At 73.4% G+C, this 20,285-nt stretch carries 12 protein-coding genes; 5 read left to right on the top strand and 7 right to left on the bottom strand.

Going from position 1 to position 20,285, the window contains the following annotated elements; translation table 11 throughout:
• Positions 1-182 precede the first annotated feature (182 nt).
• The 6 genes from EAO72_RS07480 to EAO72_RS07455 all read right to left on the bottom strand — a co-directional run bounded on the left by EAO72_RS07480 (position 183) and on the right by EAO72_RS07455 (position 13,633).
• Positions 183-4,982 (bottom strand): hypothetical protein, encoded by a 4,800-nt coding sequence (locus EAO72_RS07480; RefSeq protein ID WP_148016376.1) that lies wholly within the window; start codon positions 4,980-4,982, stop codon positions 183-185.
• Positions 4,983-5,068: 86 nt separating this feature from the next.
• A complete protein-coding gene (locus EAO72_RS07475; RefSeq protein WP_148016375.1) occupies positions 5,069-5,974 on the bottom strand; it encodes a hypothetical protein in 906 nt (301 codons plus the stop codon).
• 121 nt (positions 5,975-6,095) lie between these two features.
• Entirely contained in the window at positions 6,096-7,622 is a 1,527-nt protein-coding gene (locus EAO72_RS07470; RefSeq protein ID WP_148016374.1) for a hypothetical protein, read from the bottom strand.
• 71 nt (positions 7,623-7,693) lie between these two features.
• Positions 7,694-11,407, bottom strand: a complete 3,714-nt coding sequence (locus tag EAO72_RS07465; RefSeq protein ID WP_148016373.1) for a hydantoinase B/oxoprolinase family protein — start codon at positions 11,405-11,407, stop codon at positions 7,694-7,696.
• A gap of 191 nt (positions 11,408-11,598) precedes the next feature.
• The gene (locus EAO72_RS07460; protein ID WP_148016372.1) at positions 11,599-13,020 is read right to left on the bottom strand and encodes a HEAT repeat domain-containing protein; all 1,422 of its coding nucleotides are present in this window, start codon (positions 13,018-13,020) and stop codon (positions 11,599-11,601) included.
• A gap of 220 nt (positions 13,021-13,240) precedes the next feature.
• Entirely contained in the window at positions 13,241-13,633 is a 393-nt protein-coding gene (locus tag EAO72_RS07455) for an ankyrin repeat domain-containing protein (RefSeq protein WP_148016371.1), read from the bottom strand.
• Between the two features lie 313 nt (positions 13,634-13,946).
• Here EAO72_RS07455 and EAO72_RS07450 point away from each other — a divergent pair, with 313 nt between their 5' ends.
• Entirely contained in the window at positions 13,947-14,141 is a 195-nt protein-coding gene (locus EAO72_RS07450) for a hypothetical protein (RefSeq protein WP_018103962.1), read from the top strand.
• A gap of 38 nt (positions 14,142-14,179) precedes the next feature.
• Positions 14,180-15,772 carry an ATP-binding protein gene (locus EAO72_RS07445; RefSeq protein WP_148016370.1) on the top strand — a complete coding sequence of 531 codons (1,593 nt, stop codon included), beginning with the start codon at positions 14,180-14,182 and terminating at the stop codon, positions 15,770-15,772.
• A gap of 64 nt (positions 15,773-15,836) precedes the next feature.
• On the opposite strand, the gene EAO72_RS07440 is transcribed toward EAO72_RS07445, so the two are convergent.
• The gene (locus tag EAO72_RS07440; protein ID WP_148016369.1) at positions 15,837-17,336 is read right to left on the bottom strand and encodes an SCO1417 family PLP biosynthesis transcription factor; all 1,500 of its coding nucleotides are present in this window, start codon (positions 17,334-17,336) and stop codon (positions 15,837-15,839) included.
• A 102-nt stretch (positions 17,337-17,438) separates the two neighbouring features.
• Here EAO72_RS07440 and yczE point away from each other — a divergent pair, with 102 nt between their 5' ends.
• The 3 genes from yczE to EAO72_RS07425 are packed head-to-tail and all read left to right on the top strand — an operon-like array spanning position 17,439 to position 20,281.
• Complete coding sequence (gene yczE, locus EAO72_RS07435; RefSeq protein ID WP_148016368.1) at positions 17,439-18,101, top strand: membrane protein YczE; 663 nt, start codon at positions 17,439-17,441, stop codon at positions 18,099-18,101.
• Entirely contained in the window at positions 18,098-18,862 is a 765-nt protein-coding gene (locus EAO72_RS07430; RefSeq protein ID WP_148016367.1) for a glycerophosphodiester phosphodiesterase, read from the top strand. The genes yczE and EAO72_RS07430 overlap by 4 nt, the downstream gene beginning before the upstream one ends.
• A gap of 45 nt (positions 18,863-18,907) precedes the next feature.
• Positions 18,908-20,281 (top strand): MFS transporter, encoded by a 1,374-nt coding sequence (locus EAO72_RS07425; RefSeq protein WP_148016366.1) that lies wholly within the window; start codon positions 18,908-18,910, stop codon positions 20,279-20,281.
• Positions 20,282-20,285: the final 4 nt, after the last annotated feature.

Raw genomic sequence — 20,285 nt, 5'->3', positions numbered from 1 at the left:
GTGACACGCCCATACCGGCTGCGGGACTGACCCGTCGTGCCACGCCCTTTCCGTCTGCGGGGCCGACCCATGACAAGGCCCACACCGGCTGCGGGACTGACCCGTCGTGCCACGCCCCCTCCCGTCTGCGGGGCCGACCATGACAAGGCCCTCCCCGCTGCGGTGCTGTGACGGGCTTCGCCCTACGGGGTGGTGTCGAGGTTCGCCGTGGTGCGGGGTTTGCTCTCGGTCCGGGCCGCCGGTACGTCCGGCGCCGGTGCGGACCGCTTGAACATGCGGGTCGCGGTGATCTCTCCGTGCACGGTCTCGGTGCCCGGGTCCTGCTGGGGCAGTCCGGGACGCAAGTGCTCCTCGACGCTGATGTACTTCAGTCCGGCCCTCAGGTCGGCGTCATTGCGCAACCTGATCACCAGGGGGAATTCGGCCAGCGCCGTCGTGTCGAAAAGGCCCGTGGTGTAGAGCAGCTGGACGCCCAGCGCGTCCGAGACCGCACGCTGGAGCTCCAGCAGATACGTGGCGTTGGCGCGGCCGATGGGGTTGTCGAGGAACAGCGTCCCGGCATGGCGGTGCTGGTGCCGGTCGCGGCCCCGGTCGTTGCTGCGCAGGGCGGCCATCGTGCAGTAGAGGGCGATGGCGGCGGTGAGCAGCTGACCGCCGGAGAAGACGTCGCCCATCTGTCCGACCGGCACTCGCTCGGCGCGCAGCACCGCGTCCGGCTTGAGGATCTCGACGGCGATGCCACGCGGCTCCAGCGCCGCCTGCACGCCGCGCAGGAGCAGGGACATCCCGTCGCGTCGCAGGTCGGAGTTCTTCTTCAGCGCCGCCTTGGTGGCCTCGTCGATGACGTCGCCGAGCCGTTCGGTGAGCGTGGCCTGGCCGGGTTCCTCGAAGCGGATGCGGAGGAACTCCTGGCCGGACCACTCGCCCAGGCCCTCGGGGAGCCGGGAGAGCCGCTGGGCGGAGCGGAGCGTGGTCAGCGCGGAGTCCACCAGGCCGCGCAGCCGGTCGACGATGGAGTCGCGGTTGCGCTCCAGCTGGGCCAGTTCGTCGGTGAGGACCCGCAGCCGGGGTGCGAACGCCGTCGCCCACTTCTGGGCGTGTTCGGGCAGGGCCGCGGCCGGGAGTTCGCGGATCTGCTGGCGGGCCGGGGTGCGGACCTGTTCGTAGCGGGTGGCGTTGGCGTGCCGGACGAGTACGTCGCTCGCCTCCCGTACCGCTGCTTCGGCGGTGGAGAGGTCGGTGGCGCAGCCGCGCAGTGAACGGCGGGCCTCGGCCGCGGACTGCCGGGCCTCCTCCAGGCTGCCGGGGTACGGCTCGGGGGTCTCGGGGTCCTCTTCGGCGCCGTGGTCCCGCAGGAGGTCGCGCAGCAGGGCCGCGGTCTCGTCGAAGCCGCCTGCCGAGTCCTCTGCGGTGCGATGGGCGTGGAGGAGCTCGGCGTGGGCGGCGCGGGCGGTGTCCAGGGCGGCGGTCGCGGCGGCGAGCTCGGCCGACGCGGTACGCAGCAGCGCCTGCGCCTGTTCGGCGTCGGCGGGAACCCGATCGCCGGGGAGCTCGGTGTGCAGGCTCTCGCCGTCCGCCGGGGCCAGCCGCTCGGCCTCGCCGCGCAGCCGGCCGAGCTGCTCGCTGGCGGCGGAGGCGCGCGTCTCCAGGAGCTGGACCAGGGATTCGGCGCGGGCCGCCGCGGCTTGCCGGGAGGGCCCGTCGGCGCCGTCCGTGCTTTCCAGGAGCTGCGCGGCCCGGGTGCGGACCTTGTTGGTCAGCCGGTCGAGTTCGGCGAGGGCGGCGCTCTCGTCGCTCTCCGCGCGTGCCTGCTCGGCGCGCAGGTCGGCGCCGACGCCGACCTTCTCGTACAGCTGGGACGCGGCTCGGTAGGCCTCGCGCAGGGCGGGCAGGGTGTGCCGCGGGGCGTCCGGCACCGGCTCGGGGAGGTGTTCGGGGGCGCCGGCGATCTCGGCCCGTTCGGCGCGCAGGGCGCGGGCGGTGCGTCGGGCGTCGTCGGCCGCGCGCTGGGCGGCCCTGCGGTCCTCGTCGGCGGCACGGGCCCGTTCGAGGCAGACGGTGGCACGGGCCTCGGACTCCGCCGCCTCGTCGACCAGTTCGCGCAGCTTCACCTGCCAGCCCGCCCGTTCGCGGAGCCGGAAGGCGAGTCCGGCGAGTGCGTCGGCCGCGCGGCGGGCGCGCTGGGCGGCCTCCTGGCGTTCGTCGCGGACGCGGGAGGCGTCCGCCGCCGCCTCGTCGGCCTCGGCCCGCACGGTACGGGCCTCGGCGAGAGCGGCCTCGGCCGTCGCGGCGGACGCACGGGCGGTGCGGGCGGCTTCCGCGAGTTCGGTGAGCATGCCGGGCGGACAGTCCGCGCGCCAGGAGCCGATCCGGGCGGCGAGCGAGCGGTCCCCGGTGAGGCGGGCCGCCAGCGTGCGGATGTCCTCGTCGCGGGCCGCGGTACGGCTCCTGAGCGCCTGCCGTTCCTCGTCGGCGGCGTGCTCGTCGTGCATCGCCGGGTTCGGCGGGACGAGGAAGACCCCGTCGGCGCCCGCGGCGGATCCGGCGGCGGGGTCCGGCACGGGCGCGAGGAGCGCGGCCGCGGTGCCCACGGCCACGGCGGAGCGCGGCAGCAGGGCGGCGGCGCCGAGCACCTCACGGGCGCGGGCGTGCGCGTCCGGGTCCGTGATGACGACGCCGTCGACGAGCTCGGGACGCGCCGCGAGCACGGCGGCGTGATCGGCGGGGTCGACGGCCTGGGCGAGGTAGCGCCAGCCGGGCAGGGCGGGAATGCCGTGTTCGCCGAGGTACTCGACGGTGGCGAGCACATCGGGTCCCGGCGGCAGCAGTCCGCCGTCGCCGAGCGCGCCCAGGATGCGGGAGTCGTCGGCGGCCGCGGTGCGCAGCTCGAACAGGCGTCGCTCGGCCGCGGCCACGCCTTGGTCGAGGAGGTCCCGCAGCTCCTCCGCGTTGCGGTCGAACTCGTCGGCGGTGAGCGACCGTTCGGCGGGCTCGCGCTGCGCGGTGCCGGCGCCGTGGCCTGCTTGTTCGGCCCCGTCCGCGGCGGCCCCGGGCTCGTGGCCCCCGTCGTGCTTCCGGCCCTCGGCACCGTCCTGTGTACCCGGCGCACCCTGCCGGGGCCGGGGAAGGCCGCCGACGGTGGGCAGGCCCAGGAGCTCGGCGAGGCGGTGTTCGGCCGCGAGGGACTCGGCGGCCCTGAGCTCGGCCTCGTAGGCCTGCTCCGCGGCGCGTGCGCCGTCGGCGGCGCGGGCGGCGGCGAGTTCGGCCCGGCTCTCGTCGGCGGCGGCCTGCCGGGACCGGTCCGACGCGGCCGCGGCCGCGTCGCGAGCGGTGTCCCAGGCGGCCACCGCCGAGTGTTCGGCGTCGTTCGCGGCGAGCGCGGCGCGGGCCGGGTCCGCGTTGGGTGCGGTGTCATCGAGCCAGCCCGCCCGGATGGCCTCGGCGGTCTCCTGCTCCACCTCGGCGAGGCGCTGGCGCAGATGGCCGGCCTCGCTGCGGGCGCGCTGGGCCTCGGTGGCGGCGGTGGTGGCGTCCCGGTGGGCGGCCTCGCCGGCGGTCTGGAGGGTGTCGGAGCGCTCCTCCTCCTCGTTGGCCACGTTCTCGCCCGCTTCGGCGGCGGTGTGCAGGGCCCGTACGAGATCGGCGGCGGCGGTGGCCCGGGCGGCAAGGGCCGGTGCGGCATCGCGCTCGGCCTCACGGATGGCGACGGCCACGCGGGCGGAGCGGTCCGCGGCGGCGCGGTGGCGGAGCACGGCCTCGGCGGCCTGCCAGGCGGCGTGCAGGGTGCGGGCGTCCCCGAGTTCGCGGCGCTGGGAGGCGGCGCTCTTCTCGGCTGCGGTGAGCGCCAGGGAGGCGTGCCGGTAGGCGAGTTCGGCGGCGATCAGGGCGCTGCGGCTGCGGGTCTCCTCGGCGCCGGTGACGGTGTGGGCGGCGCCGGTGACCTGCTGGGCGAGCTCCCCGGTCCGGCCGCGCTCCAGACCGGCGCGGGCGGAGAGCCGGCGGGCCAGGGTGCGGGTGCGGCGCTCGGCACCGGCATGGATGTCGCGGCTCCTGGCCCGTGCTTCGGCGGCCTCCACGATGCGGCCGAGCAGGTCGACGGAGCCTGCGGTGAAGTCGCGCTCAGCGGTGAGCTCGGCACGGCGGCCCAGCTTGTTGCCGAAGCCGCTGACGAGGTCGGCGAGTCCGTCGGTGTCGCGGGTGTCGGTGACGGCGCGCAGCAGCAGGTCGGTGAAGTCGGAATCCTTCTTCACCGCGAAGAGGCCGGCCGCCTCGCCCTCGTCGGCGTTCATCTCGCGCTGGTAGCGGAAGAGTTCGGGGTCCAGTCCCAGCTCGCCGAGGTGCTCGTTCCAGCGGTCGTGGATCTCTTCCCAGTGCACGTCCAGGTGCTGGTAGAACTTGCCCGCCTCGGTGAGCGCGTCGCGGAAGCCCTTCATCGTGCGGCGCCTGCCGCGCGCTCCGGAGACGCCCTCGGCGGGGCGGCCGACCGAGGTGGCCTCGGCGACGGGCAGCGAGTCGAGGCTGAGTCCGGGGCCGGGGCGGAAGGAGTACCAGGCCTCGGCGAACTTCCTGGGGTCGTTGGAGACCTGGCGCCCCCGCCATTCGCTGACCTTGCCGACGACCACGCACTCACCGGTCAGCGTGTGCTGCCATTCCAGTGCGACGTGTCCGCAGTCCTCCGCGAGCAGGAACTTGCGCAGGACGCCCGAGCTGGCGCCGCCCAGGGTGTTGCGGTGGCCCGGCAACATCACCGAGAAGATCAGCTTCAGCAGGACGGACTTGCCGCCGCCGTTCTCCAGGAAGAGCACCCCGGCGGGGGCGGGCCGGCGCGGCGGGCCGACCGGTTCGTCCTCGAAGAACTCCGCCTGTGCCGGCGCGGGGTGGGGCACGGGCTCACCCACGCCGCGCAGGTCGAGCACGGTGTCGGCGTAGCGTGCACCGGCAGGCCCGATGGAGTAGAGGCGGACCCGGGACAGCTCGTACATGGCGGCGGACTCTCGTCGTTCAGGCAGCGGGAGGGTGGCGTCGGTGGCGGGGCCGGTCTGGGCCGGCCCCGGTGGGGCGGGACCGGTCAGCTGTGGAAGGGCAGGCCGGCGTCGGCCGCCAGTTCCAGGTCGTCGGGGTCGGGTGGCGGGAGCAGCGTGGCGGATCCGTCGCTGACCGGCACCACGCCGAGTTCCAGGAGCTCGGCCAGGGCGGCGCTTCCCGCCATGTCACGGACCTGGAGCTGGTAGCGGGCCGTGGTGCGGAAGGCGCCTCCGGCGTCGTCCCCGGTGCGCTGGAGGAAGCCCGAGTCGGTGAGGAAGGCCACGGCCTTGCCGACGATGCCGGTGGTGGATCCGGCCAGCCGTCGTGCGTCCTTCGTCGCTCCGGTGGCGCTGCGCCGGGAGTAGACGCGCCAGCCCGCCTCCAGGCCGGGGGCGTCACTGGCCGGGTCGGTGTTGTCGCCGTGTTCGTCCGCGCGCTCCTCCAGGCGGTGGCACGCCTGACGTACGAAGGCGTCGACGCCGTTGACGGTGATCCGGCCGATGTACGCGTCGTCGGCGAGGTCCTCGGGGCGCGGGAAGGCCATGGCGGCGACGGCGAGGTGCGCGAGGCCGTGGAGGAAGCGGTCGGCGGAGTCCGGGGAGGCCCGCCGGGCGTAGTCGCCCATGCGCACGGCGAAGACCGAGTCCTCGCCGGCCGTGACGGCCATCCCGGCCCGGGTGGACACCTCCAGCACGACGAGGCCGAGTCCGGTGGCGACCGCGTCGGCGAGCCGGGCGAAGGCGGGCTCCTCCCGGTAGCGGCGGAGCAGTTCGGCGTACTCGGCGTCCCGGGCGGGCAGCAGTTTCGGCTGGAGCCCGAAGGCGACGAGCCGGGAGGCGTCCGCCGCGTCCGCCGGGGTGACCGCGGCTGGGGCGGCGGGACGCTCGGCGGGGTGCGCGGCAGCCGGGTCGCTCCACGCGTCGGCGGGCTCTGCGCGGTGGTCGCTCACGACGGTCGCTCCTTGGTGCGGAAGGTCTTCGGTGCGGGTTGGCCGGCCCGGGCGCCGGCGGCCGCGAGGACGGTTCTCGTGGCGGCGGCCCTCGGAGGGGCGCCCGGGGTGTGCGGCGTCCTCATGTCGTCTCCGAGCGGTCGGCCGCCATGCCCACGGCGTCCAGCAGGGCCGTGCCCACGATGAGGTCGGCGCCGCCGAACTCGGGGTCGTCCAGCTGGGTGCCGTCATCGACGGAGAACAGCAGGCGGCGCTCACCCTGTCGGTAGGCGGTGCCGACCGGAGGGCTGGCGGCGTGCACCGCGAGCAGGGCGACCAGGTAGGGCAGTTCCGTGTCGCGCCGCCGGGCCTCGGCCAGGAGACCGGAGAGGCGTCGCGGGGCGTCGTGCTCCAGGTCGAGCAGCTCCATGGCCGACGCCAGCTGCTCCTCGCTGAACCGGCTGTCGTCCGGGGTCGCGATCAGATCCGGTTCCGGCATCTCGGCGCCCAGGTGTTCCCGTTCGAGCGGCGGGGTCAGCAGCATGTCGACCAGGTCGCCCACCCGTACCGAGGTGGGCGTGCGCAGGCCCGTGCCCCCGGCGAAGAACGCGTCGGTGGCCCGGATCGCCTGCTCGACGGGGAGCGGCAGCAGCGGGGCCAGGAGCTGGCCGTAGAGGTCGAGACCGGTGCGGGGGGCCGGCGCGGCGAAGGCCTGGCGGTCCTGCTCGGCGCGGAACAGCGGCCCGGCCTCCAGGAGGCGGGACTGGAGCTGGGTATGGCGGCGGATGCAGTCCTTGACGATGTCGACGAGCTCGGCGGCGCGCCTCTTGTGCTCGGGTTCCTCGGCCTCGTCCCGGGCTTTGCGGATGTTGGTGAGGATGGCGTTCTCGTGGCGGTAGCGGTCGGCGACGTGGTCGAGTGCCTCGGCGATCATGTCGGGCACGGCGTTGAGCCAGTCGACCGCGCGGACGTTGCGCCGGGTCGCGTCGAGCGTCTTGCGGAGCGTCTCCGCGTACTGCACGGTCCGGTAGCGGGCCTGCTCGGCGGCGAGCTGGGCGTCGGCCAGGCGGCCCCGGCTGATCAGGACCTCCAGCTTCACCTCGGCGGCGATCTGGGCGCTGGTGACGTCCGTGTCGAGTGCGCCGACCAGGACGTTGACCGCTTCGTCGGTGGCCCGCAGATAGACGCTGCCGCCGTATCCGGGGACTTCCTCGATCAGCTTGAAGTCGTAGTCCCGGCGGACGTAGACGCCGTCCGGCCCGAAGGTGCCGTAGACCGCCCGGAAGCCGCGGTCGACGCTGCCGACGTTGATCAGGTTCTCCAGCACCCAGCGGGCGACCCGTTCGTGCTCGGCGACGGGACGGCCCGGGGCCTGGGCGGCGACGCGGGGCAGCAGTCTGGCCACTATCTGGTCGTGGTCGGCCCCGGTGTCGAAGTCCATGTTGAGGGTGACGTGGTCGATGGCCGCGAGGGCGACCTCGGCCATCGCGTACACGGTGTACTCACCGGCGAGGTTCGCCTTGCGCACGTCGAGGTCGTGCAGCGGCGCCGTGCAGGCGAGCGCGCGCAGCCGTCGCGAGAGCCCCTCGTCGGCGGCCGGGCCCGGTGCGGGCCGCGGCCCCGCGCTGAGCTGGGGCGCAGCGTTTTCCGTGTAGGCAGGCGAAGTCACGCTGCACAGATTAGGTCCTCGGACTGACAACGGTCGAAACGGCGCAGAAGCGGCCCCTTGCCCCGAGTCGGTCATGCCCCGCCGTGGGGGTCTCCGGACCCCTGGTCGCCGGTCGTTTCGGGGGCTCCGTACTCCCCGCCGTGGGGGTCTCCGGAGCCCCGGTCACCGGTCGATGCGGAGACTCCGTACCCTCCGCCCCCCGGGGTGCACAGGACCAGTACGTCGCCGGCGTCCACGTCGGCGGTGTCGCAGCCCTTCAGCGGGGTGCGGCCGCCGTCGGCGCGTTCCACGTGCTGGCTGCCCAGGGCGCCCGGGCCGCCGCCCGCCATGCCGTACGGCGGGACACGGCGGTGCCCGGTGAGCAGGGCCACCGTGACGGGTTCGAGGAATCGGATCCGGCGTTCCACGCCGCATCCGCCGTGCCGGCGGCCCGCTCCGCCGCTTCCCTCGCGCACCCGGAAGCTCTCGAGCAGCACCGGATAGCGCCATTCGAGGATCTCCGGATCGGTGAGCCGCGAATTGGTCATGTGCGTCTGTACGGCGTCGGTGCCGTCGAAGTCCTCCCCCGCGCCCGAGCCGCTCGCCACGGTCTCGTAGTACTGGACCCGTTCGTTGCCGAACGTGAGGTTGTTCATGGTGCCCGAGCCCTCGGCCTGGACGCCCAGTGCGGCGTACAGCGCTCCGGTGACGGCCTGTGAGGTCTCCACGTTTCCGGCGACCGTGGCCGCGGGGTGGACGGGCGCCAGCATCGAGCCCTCCGGGACCCTGATGTCCAAGGGCGTGAGGCAGCCGCTGTTGAGCGGGATGTCGTCGGCCACCAGCGTCCGGAACACGTACAGCACCGCGGCCATGACCACCGACTTCGGCGCGTTGAAGTTGCCCGGCTGCTGCGGCGAGGTGCCGGTGAAGTCGATGAGCGCGCTGCGGGCCTCCCGGTCCACGGTCAGCGTCACCTCGATCACGGCCCCGTTGTCGGTCTCGTACCGGCAGTGGCCGTCGTGGAGCCCGGCGACGATGCGGCGCACGGACTCCTCGGCGTTGTCCTGCACATGGCCCATGTAGGCGTCGACGACGTCGGGGCCGAACTGCTCGACCATGCGGCGCAGTTCGGCGATGCCCTTCTCGTTGGCGGCGATCTGGGCGCGCAGGTCGGCGAGGTTGGTGTCGGGGTCGCGGGAGGGGTACGCGGCGGAACCGAGCAGTTCGCGGGTCGCGGCCTCGCGAAAGGTGCCGTCCCGCACCAGGAGCCAGTTGTCGAAGAGCACGCCCTCCTCGTCGACGGTGCGGCTGAAGGCCGGCATGGAGCCGGGCGTGATGCCGCCGATCTCGGCGTGGTGACCGCGCGAGGCCACCAGGAACCTCAGCGCGTCCGGAGCGCCGCCGCGCTCGTCGAACACCGGCGTCACGACGGTCACGTCGGGCAGGTGCGTGCCCCCGTGGTATGGATCGTTGATGGCGTACACGTCACCGGGCCGCATCGTGCCGTGGTTGCGGCTCAGCACCTCCTTGATGGATTCCCCCATGGAGCCGAGGTGCACCGGGATGTGCGGTGCGTTGGCGATCAGGTTGCCGTTCGCGTCGAAGAGGGCGCAGGAGAAGTCGAGCCGCTCCTTGATGTTGACGGAGTGGGCGGTGTTCTCCAGGCGCACGCCCATCTGCTCGGCGATGGACATGAAGAGGTTGTTGAAGACCTCCAGCATGACCGGGTCGACCCGGGTGCCGACGGCCTGTTCCGCGGGGCGGGGGCGTGCGCGGGTCAGGATCAGATGGCCGGAGGCGGCGAGGGCGGCCTGCCAGCCGGGGTCGACGACGGTGGTCGCGCCGTCCTCGGCGATGACGGCGGGGCCTGTCACGGTGTCCGTGGTCCGCAGGTCCGCCCGTCGATGCAGGGCGGCATCCTGCCAGCTGTCGCCGGCGAACATCCGTGCCGTGTCGTGGGGTTGCGGCGCGGTGGCCCCGCTCCGCTCCCGTCCGGACGGCCGCCGCGCCGGCTGCGCCCCCGCCGATCCGGTCGCCTCGACGGAGACCGCCTCGACGACCAGCGGACGGTCCATCGCGAAGCCGTAGCGGGCGCGGTGCTCGTCCGTGAACGCCCCGGTCATGGCCGGCACCGTGTCCAGGTCCACGGAGAGGCTCGCGTCCGTGCCCTCGTACCGCAGGAGTACGCGTGCCCGGGTGCCGATGGCGCGGTCGGGGACGCCGTCGGCACGCAGTTCGGCCCTGGTACGGGCGGCCAGCGCGTCGCAGGCCCGGCCCAGACGGTCCGGGGTACGGGCGTCGAGCGGTGCCTCGACGGACTGTTCGCGCATCGCGGTCGCGTCGGCCAGTCCGATGCCGTAGGCGGACAGCACCCCGGCCAGCGGGGGTACGAGGACCGTTTCGATGCCGAGGGCGTCGGCGACGGCGCAGACGTGCTGGCCGCCGGCGCCGCCGAAGCCGGTGAGGGCGTACCGGGTGATGTCGTGCCCGCGCTGCACGGAGATCTTCTTGACCGCGTTCGCCATGTTGAGCACCGCGATCTCCAGGAACCCGGCGGCGGTCTCGGCCGCCGTCCGGCGGGTTCCGGTGGCCCGTTCGACCTCGTCGGCGAGTTCCTCGAATCGTCTGTGCACGGTGTCCGCGTCGAGGGGCAGATCGCCGTGCGGTCCGAACACGGCGGGGAAGTGGGCCGGCTGGATCCGGCCGAGCATCACCTGCGCGTCGGTGACGGTCAGCGGACCGTCCCGGCGGTAGCAGGCCGGGCCCGGCACTGCTCCGGCCGAGTCGGGGCCGACCCGGTAGCGCCGGCCGTCGAAGTGCAGGACCGATCCGCCGCCGGCGGCGACGGTGTGGATGTTCATCATCGGGGCGCGCATCCGCACCCCCGCCACCTCGGTGCCGAGTTCGCGTTCGAACTCGCCCGCGTAGTGCGAGACATCGGTGGAGGTGCCGCCCATGTCGAAGCCGACGACGCGGTCGTATCCGGCCTGGGCGGAGGTGCGGGCCATACCGACGACGCCACCGGCCGGTCCGGAGAGGACCGCGTCCTTGCCCCGGAAGCGGGCGGCCTCGCGCAGACCGCCGTTGGACTGCATGAACATCAGCCGGATGCCGTCGAGTTCGGCGGCGATCGTGTCGACGTACCGGCGCAGGATCGGTGAGAGGTAGGCGTCGACGACGGTGGTGTCGCCGCGCGGCACCAGTTTGATCAGCGGGCTGACCTCGTGGGAACAGCTGATCTGGGTGAACCCCGCCGTGCGGGCCTCGGCGGCCACCGCCTTCTCGTGGTCCGGGTGGCGGTAGCCGTGCATGAGGACGACGGCCGCGCTGCTCAGTCCGTCGTCGCGCGCCTCCCGCAGCCGCTCCGCCACCGCGGCCCGGTCCAGGGGCCTGACGGTCCTTCCCTGGGCGTCGACCCGCTCGGGGACCTCGATCACGCGCTCGTACACGGCCTCCGGAAGCAGGATGTGGCGGTCGAAGAGCCGGGGCCGGTTCTGGTACGCGATGCGCAGCGCGTCGCGGAAGCCTTCGGTGATGACCAGGACGGTGGGTTCACCGCGCCGCTCCAGCAGGGCGTTGGTGGCGACGGTGGTGCCCATCTTGACGGCGGCGACCCGGTCGGCGGGGACCGGTTCGTCCGGCCCGAGTCCCAGCAGCAGCCGGATCCCTGCGACGGCGGCGTCCCGGTAGCGGTCCGGGTCGTGCGAGAGGAGCTTGCGGGTGACCAGCCGTCCTTCGGGGTCCCGGCCCACCACATCGGTGAACGTGCCGCCCCGGTCGATCCAGAACTCCCAGCGTCCGGTCATCCCTCCATAGTGGCGCGCGGCCCTTCGGGAGGCGCGCAGGACGCGAGGAGGTCCGGTCCGGGATGACGTGCGGGGCTCTTCGGCGCGGCGCGCCCCCGACGCGCTGCGCTCCTGCGGGTTCCCGGCCGTGCGGGTTCCGGCGGTGGTCCCGGGCCCGAGAGCCCGGCATGATCCAGACGAGAGGCCCCGGGTCAGACCGCGGGTGCGTCCGGCCCGATCCTGCTGCGTACGGCCGACTGGACCTCGGCCTCCTCGGCCGGGTCGGCGGCCAGCCTGCGCAGGCGCTCGGCCACCCTGATGTCGCCGGTCTCCGCATGGCGTGCGGCGACCTCGCGGGTCGTCTCCTCGCAGTCCCACAGGCATTCGACGGCGAAGCCGGTGGCGAAGGAGGGGTCGGTGGCGGCGAGGGCCCGGGCGGCCCTGCCCCGCAGGTGGGAGGAGGACGTCTCGCGGTAGACGTGACGCAGTACGGGCGCGGCGCAGGCGATGCCGAGCCGGCCGGCGCCGTCGACCAGGGTCCACAGGCGGGGTGCGTCCGGTCCTTCGCCCCGTACGGCGTCCCGCAGGGCGCCGAGGACGAGCGGGGCGTCCTGTGCGCCGCCGCGGCAGGCCAGTACGCCGGCCGCCGAGGCGCCGAGCGCGTCGGGCCGCAGGGCCCAGCGGCGCGCGCGCTCCACGGCCGCCTCGCCGCACATCCGCTCGAAGGCGGCGACGGCCGCTTCGGCGACGGCCGGTGACGCGCCGAGCGTCGCGGCCTCGATCAGGTCGAGGACGACCGGGTCGCGGACCTCGGCGGCGAGGTAGTGCAGCGCGGCGCAGCGGGCGCCGTCGGAACCGCTGCGGGCGGCCTCGACGATCACGGGCCGGTCCTCCGGCCCCGCCACCGCGGAGAGGCAGCGGGCGGCCGGTACGTGCAGGACGCTGCCTCGGTCGAGCCCTTCCTGGGCCCAGTCGAGGACGGCCCGGACGCCCCAGCCCGGGCGTGGACCGCCGGGCCGCATCTGCCGCTGCCAGCGGTCGAAGGAGCCCTGTTCGGAGGCGGCTCGTACCCGGGCGCCCACCGAGGGACGCGGATCGTCGGCCCAGAGCCGCCAGGGGCGGGGCTCGTAGGCGTCCCGCACGGTGGCGGCGAGCTCGGCACGGCCCTCGGCGTTCTCCGGGAAGCGGGCGAGCACGGGCACGGCGAGGGAGCGCAGCCCGGCGTCGTCGTCACGCAGCGCGAGCTCGTCCAGGGCCCAGGCCCAGTTGGAGCCGGTCGCGGCGTAGCGCCGCAGCAGGGCCAGGGCGTCGTCGCGGCCGTACGAGGCGAGGTGGCCGAGGACGGCCAGGGCGAGGCCGGTCCGCGAGTCGTCCGTGTCGAGGTGGTCGTCGGCGTCGCAGAGGTGCCGTTCGATCTCCTCGATCCCGCCGTCGAGGTCGAGATACAGGCGTGCGTAGTAGAGGGAGCGGTTCTCCACCTGCCAGTCGTGACGCGGGTCGCTCAGGACGCAGTGGTTGAGAGCCGCCAGGGCCTCGGGGCGTGGTGCGGCGAGTGCGTGGAGCGTGCCGTCGCCGCGGCCCCTCTGCAGCAGGCCGAGCAGGGTGCCGCTCGGCGCTATGAACGGATCAAACATGGGAAAAGCCTCACATCAAGCTGTCGACGCAACCGGGACTGTGCAGTGCCATGTGGACGGAACGCCCCCTAGACCGCGCAGCAACATGATCGGCCGACCGCCGTCTTCTGCCTGGTGCAGACCATCTTCCCTGCCTCTCGTCGGTGGCCCGAATCGGGCCCGCGACGTCATGATGACCCAGCCATTTCGCCACCGCGACCACATTTACGGCGAAGCCCCTTCAGCGGGCGCCGAAGAGTTCCAGCAGGTCGGCCTTGCCGAACATGCGCGCCGTGTCCAGTGCGGAGGGTGTTCCGGCCGCCGGATCGGCTCCCGCGTCCAGCAGGGCCCTGATGACCGCGTCCTCACCCTTGAAGACGGCTCCGGCGAGCGGCGTCTGCCCCCGGTCGTTGGCGCGGTCCGGGTCGGCGCCGCGGCCGGCCAGGGCGACGACCGCCGGGGCGTGCCCGTGGTAGGCCGCGAGCATCAGCAGCGAGTCGCCCCGGTCGTTGGTGAGGTTCACCGGGACGCCGGCGTCGACGTAGGCCGCGAGGGCGTCGGCGTCGCCGTGGCGCGCCAGGTCGAAGACCTTGGCCGCCAGCTCGACCACCTCGGGATCAGGGGTTTCGCTCATCGGGGGACCGCCTTCCTGTAACCGTTCGCGCTGATGCCGGCCTGCCGGGGCGCGTGCCGGGTGGGCCGTACGAGTGAATCGACAGGGTACTGCCCGAGGGAGTACATGCCCCGGCCCACCCATGGCAAAAGATCACGTCGAGTGACGACGAGGAGCGGCCCGGCCTCCGAAACCCCTCCCGACGGCGCCCTCTTGTACGCCAGTCAAGTGAAAAAACAGACTTTTCACCCAATTGCAGCTTTTATCATATAGATACTTCCGGTGAGCTTGGAAGGACTCATGGTGACTGTCCCCCCAACCAGGAGAACCACTCATGATCCTTTCCATGTCAGGCGTCGTCATCCTCGGCATCATCGTCTTCCTGTTCTTCAGGAAGGACGGCCTCAAGGCGTCGCACGCCCTCGTCACCGCCCTGTTCGGCTTCTACCTGGCCGGCACCGCCATCGCACCGAGCATCACCGCGGGCGGAGCGAGCCTCGCCGGCCTCTTGGGCGGGATCAAGTTCTGACCTTCCGGTTCCGCTCCCACCCCCTTCAGGAGACCGACGTGGCCCGGCGACCACTCCCCCGCATTCTGAGCAGCGGCAGCGCTTCGATCACTCGCAGTCGAGAGTTCGCGCGCACGGCCGCCGACAGCGCCACCGACGTGCTCCATCCGCTGATCATGATCACTCGTGGTCTGCGGCTGCTGGCCGGTGCAGGACGGCAGAAGTGGGCCGCGACGCCCAAGGACCGGCGTGGTCCCACGCTGTTCCTCGTCGCGGCCTGCGTACTCGTGGTCGCGCTCATCCCGTACGGGCCGCTGCTGGCCCTGGTTATGGTGATGGGCGCCGCCGCATGGAAGGGACGGGAACGCACTCCCGTCAAGACCGGCCCGGACGAGGCGGAGACAGGGCGCCTGCAGGCTCTGTACGAGGCCCTCGTGCCCTACTTCTCCACGGCCGACGACCCCAGTCCGCTGTTCACCCACGGCGGCGACTGGGACAAGGTCTTCAGCGCGTACGAGTTCGACGGAAACGGCCGGATCAGCAGTCTCCGCGTGACGTACCCCGCCTACTTCACCGACAGCGAGGCCGCCTCACGCGCCCGGATCGAACAGCTGCTGCACGCCAAGTCGGGCCGCGGCCGGGAGTACCTCTTCAGCTGGGACGAGGAGGGCAACCAGCTCGTGATGAACGTGCTCGACCCCTTGCCCACCACCCTCACCGCCCAGCGCTTCGTCACCGCCCCCGGCGAGACGGTCCTCGGGTTCACCGACGACGACGCGGTCCAGCGCACCGTGCCGGTGAGCGACGGCGACGAGACCCGCGACGCGCCCGGCGTCGTCTGGCGGACCGGCGCCCGCTCCACCGAACCGCATCTGCTGATCGCCGGACAGCCCGGCAGCGGCACCACCACCCTCCTGCGCTCCATCGCCCTCCAGTCGCTCCAGCACGGCGACATCCTGATCATCGAAGGCAGCGGCACCGGCGAGTACGCGTGCTTCACCGGCCGCGAGGGCGTCCTGGCCGTCGAATGCGGACTGGCCGGGGCCCTGTCCACCCTGGAGTGGGCGGCCAGCGAGACGGAGCGCCGGCTGATCGAGGCCAACCGCGCCCGGCAGTCCGGTCAGGCCGCACCCGAGGACATCAGGCGCCCCCTCTGGATACTGCTGGACCGGCCGAGCGTCCTCGGCCACCTCGCCGCCGCCGACGGCGGTCCCGATCCGCAGGAGCTGCTCCAGGTGCCTCTGCGCCACGGCAGGGCCGCCAACGTCACCGTGGTGATGACCGAGCAGTTCGACAGCCTGGACGGCCTGAGCGACACCGTCCGGTCCCACACCAGGGCGCGGGTCGTGCTCGGCCACTGCTCCCCCGGCCAGATCGAGTCCGTCCTCGGTCTGGAGCCGCACACCACCCCCACTCCGGACGCCCCGCCCGGCAGGGGGTACGCACGGCTCGGCACCGGCCAGGTACTGCGCATCCAGGTGCCCGCCACTCCCGACCCGTACGACGACGCGACAAGCGAGGCGCAGCGCCGGGCCGTGCTCGACCTGCTCCCAGAGCGGCGCACCGCCGTAGAGGCGAGCAGGCCCGAACCCGTGATGGCGGACCCCGTGACGGCGTCCGTCGCCGTCGAGGGCCTGGCGCTCAGCGACTGACCGGACACGACGAGGGGCCCGGGGATCACATGATCGCGGGCCCCTCGTCCTGTGCGGCGGCTGCTCAGGCGACGAACGTCCGGGGCGCCTCCGCCCCCGCGCCCGCCCCGGAACCGACCAGCTGGGCGGCGGCGGCCAGCCGCTGGGCCGCCTCGTCCGCGACCGGGCCGCCGACCGTGAACGGCAGCCGCACATAGCCCTCGAAGGCCCCGTCGACCCCGAACCGGGGCCCGGACGGCACCCGCACCCCGACCCGCTCCCCGGCCACCGCGAGCCGCGATCCGGAGAGCCCGCCGGTACGCACCCAGAGCGTCAGCCCGCCGCGCGGCACGGAGAACTCCCAGTCCGGCAGTTCCCGGCGCACCGCCGCGACCAGCGCGTCACGGTTGTCGCGCGCCTGCTCCCGGCGGATCTGCACGGCCTCCTCCCAGCCGCCGGTCCGCATCAGCCAGTTGACGGCGAGCTGTTCGAGGACCGGGGTTCCCATGTCGGCATAGGCGCGGGCGGCCACCAGGCTGCGGATCACGTCGGGGGCCGCACGGACCCAGCCGATGCGCATGCCCGCCCAGAAGGCCTTGCTGGCCGATCCGACGGTGAGGACGGTGCTGCCGGCGGGGTCGAAGGCGCAGACCCGGCGCGGCATGTCCACATCGTCGTCCAGATACAGCTCGTGCATCGTCTCGTCGACCACCAGGACCGTGCCGGCCGAACGCGCGGCGTCCACCAGCGCGCGCCGGCGGTCCTCGTCGGCCAGGGCTCCGGTGGGGTTGTGGAAGTCCGCGACGACGTACGCGAGCCGGGGCGCCGCGTCCCTCAGGACCTGGCGCCACCGGTGCATGTCCCAGCCGCCGAGCCCCTCCTCCATGGCCACCGGCACAAGGCGGGCGCCCGCCTCCCGCATCAGCTGGAGGATGTTGGCGTAGCTCGGGGACTCCACCGCGATCCGTTCACCGCGGCCGGCGAAGAGGTGGCAGATCGCGTCGATGGCGCCCATCGCCCCGGTCGTGACCATGATCTGTTCGGGCATCGTGGGGATGCCGCTCGCGGTGTACCGGTCGGCGATCATCTGCCGCAGCGCGGGGAGACCGGCCGGGTAGTCGCCGTGGGTGTGGGCGTAGGGGGCCAGCTCCTCCAGGGCGCCCTGGACGGCCCGGGTGAGCCACGGCTCGGGGGCGGGCAGCGAGGCGCAGCCGAGGTCGATCATCGATCCGAGCGCCTCGGGCGGCAGCGGTTCCAGTCCCCGGGCGGGCAGCGGATTGCCCGCGGGGACGGCCGTCCAGCTGCCGGCGCCGCGCCGGGACTCCAGGAAGCCCTCGGCCCGCAGGGCCTCGTAGGCCGCGGCGACCGTCGTACGGCTGACGGAGAGGGCCAGCGCGATCTCGCGCTCGGCGGGGAGGCGGGCGGCGACCGGGACCCGGCCTTCGAGGACGAGCAGCCGGATGCCGTCGGCGAGCGCGCGGTAGGCGGGCGGCCGGCGCGTGCCGGGGCCCGCGGGCCGGGGCTGCTGGGCGTGGAGCTGCCGGGCGAGCTGTGCCGCGCCGACGGCCGAAGTCCACTGAGCCATGAGAATCAGTCCACCTTCCTCGGATTGGCCATAGTTGGCAGCCAATCCCCTGCCACAGAGTGACATGCAGCAGGCCACCATCACCACACCAGGGGGCACCCCTTGTCCATCACCGCCGCTCCGCGCGGGGCCCACCTCACCCGACGGCTGGTCCAGCTCTACGCCGGGCTGGCGCTGTACGGGGCGAGCTCGGCGCTGCTGGTCGTCGCCGGACTCGGCCTGGAGCCCTGGGGTGTGCTGCACCAGGGGCTCGCGGAGCGCACCGGGATCAGCATCGGCGTGGTCTCGATCATCATCGGGGCGATCGTGCTGCTGCTCTGGATACCGCTCCGGCAGCGGCCGGGCCTGGGCACCGTCTCGAACGTCTTCGCCGTCGGTCTCGCGATGGACGGGACGCTCGCCCTCGTCCCCGAGGTGCACGGGCTCGTGGCACAGGCCGGGGTGATGGTGGCGGGGATCGTCCTCAACGGTGTGGCGACGGGGCTCTACATCGCCGCCCGGTTCGGTCCCGGACCACGCGACGGGCTGATGACCGGGCTGCACCGGCGGACCGGCCGGTCGATCCGGTTCGTCCGCACGGCCATCGAGATCGCGGTCGTGGTCACCGGCTTCCTGCTCGGCGGCTCCCTCGGCGCGGGAACGGTCCTGTACGCCCTGGCCATCGGCCCGCTCGCCCAGTTCTTCCTGCGCTTCTTCACGATCACGGACAACGGTGGCGCCACGGTCGCCGCCCGGACATCCGGGCAGGCCATACTGCCGCAGTGACTTCCGTACGCCACCCCTACCTGGACCATCCCGCCCCGCTCGCGTTCGCCCACCGGGGCGGGGCGGCGGACGGGATCGAGAACACGGCGGCCGCGTTCCGCCGGGCCGCCGGGGCCGGGTACCGGTACTTCGAGACCGATGTCCACGCCTCGGCGGACGGCCGGCTGGTCGCCTTCCACGACCCCACACTGGACCGGGTCACGGACTCCCGGGGCCGGATAGCGGAGCTGCCGTGGAGCGAGATACGGCGGGCCCGGGTGGCCGGCCAGGAGCCGCTTCCCCTGTTCGAGGAGTTGCTGGAGGCGTTTCCCGAAGCCCGCTGGAACGTGGACATCAAGGCCGCGCCGGCCCTCGTGCCGCTCGTGGAGCTGATCCGCCGGACGGGCTCCTGGGACCGGGTGTGCGTCGGCTCCTTCTCCGAGGCCCGGGTGGCCAGGGCGCACCGGCTCGCGGGCCCGCGGCTCGCCACGTCCTACGGCGTCCGGGGCGTCCTGGGACTGCGGTTGCGCTCGTACGGAATCCCGGCGGCCCTGCGCGCCGGTGCGGTCTGCGCGCAGGTTCCGGAGAGCCAGGGCGGTGTCCGGGTCGTCGACCGGCGCTTCGTACGGGAGGCGCACGCGCGCGGGCTCCAGGTGCACGTGTGGACGGTCAACGAACCGGAGCGGATGACCGCGCTCCTGGACCTCGGGGTGGATGGCATCATGACCGATCACATCGAGACGCTGCGTACGGTGCTGAGCGAGCGGGGGGCCTGGGCCTGACGCGGGCCCGGCGACGTCTTCACGGGGAGAGACGAGGGGTGCGCCATGAGCGCCGAGACCGCGGACACGGCCGAGCCGGCGGACAGGACAACCGGGCCGGAAGGCCCCGGCGAGCGGCGCCGTGAACAGCGTGGCTGGTACTTCTACGACTTCGCCTGCTCCGTGTACTCGACGAGCGTCCTCACGGTGTTCCTCGGGCCGTATCTGACGTCGGTCGCCAAGGCCGCCGCCGACGCCGACGGATACGTCCATCCGCTCGGGGTGCCGGTCCGGGCCGGGTCGCTGTTCGCGTACGCGGTCTCGGCCTCCCTCGTCGTCGCCGTGATCCTGATGCCGATCGTGGGTGCGGCCGCCGACCGTACGGGCCGTAAGAAGCCGCTGCTCGCGGCGGCGGCGTACACGGGCGCGACCGCGACGGCCGCGATGTTCTTCCTGGACGGGGACCGCTATCTGCTCGGCGTCCTCCTGCTCATCGTGGCCAACGCCTCGATCTCCGTGTCGATGGTGCTCTACAACGCCTATCTGCCGCAGATCGCGGAGCCCGACGAACGGGACGCGGTCTCCTCCCGCGGCTGGGCGTTCGGCTACACGTCCGGGGCGCTGGTCCTCGTCCTCAACCTGGTCCTGTACACGGGCCACGACTCCTTCGGTCTCTCCGAGCCGGACGCCGTGCGGATCTGCCTTGCGTCGGCCGGTGTGTGGTGGGGCGCCTTCACCATCATTCCGCTGCGCCGGCTGCGCGACCGGCACACGGAACAGGCCGGCGGCCAGGCGGTCGGATCCGGCTGGCGGCAGCTGAGGGCGACCCTGCGCGACATGCGCCGCCACCCGCTGACACTCTCCTTCCTGCTGGCGTACCTCGTCTACAACGACGGCGTGCAGACCGTCATCTCGCAGGCGTCCGTGTACGGCTCCGAGGAGCTGGGCCTGAGCCAGACGACGCTGATCACGGCGGTACTGCTGGTCCAGGTGCTGGCGGTCGCCGGGGCGCTCGGCATGGGACGCATGGCCCGGGCGTACGGGGCGAAGCACACGATTCTCGGGTCACTCGTGGTCTGGACGCTGATCCTCGTCGCCGGCTATTTCCTGCCCGCCGGCTCGCCGGTCTTCTTCTACGCGCTGGCCGCGGCGATCGGTCTGGTCCTGGGCGGTAGCCAGGCGCTGTCCCGGTCCCTCTACTCGCATCTGGTGCCGCGCGGCAAGGAGGCGGAGTACTTCTCCGCGTACGAGATGAGCGACCGCGGACTGAGCTGGCTGGGGCCATTGGTGTTCGGGCTCGCGTACCAGCTGACCGGCAGTTACCGGGATGCGATCATCTCGTTGGTGGTGTTCTTCGTGGTCGGTTCCGTGCTGCTGGCGAGCGTGCCGGTACGGCAGGCCGTGGCCGCCGCCGGCAACCCTGTTCCCGAACGGATTTAGACGT

It is taken from the genome of Streptomyces sp. OR43 (assembly GCF_008042275.1).
GTDB lineage: Bacteria > Actinomycetota > Actinomycetes > Streptomycetales > Streptomycetaceae > Streptomyces.
The sequence above is the reverse complement of the archived record's forward strand: the minus strand, read 5'-3'. Positions and strand labels throughout refer to the sequence as shown.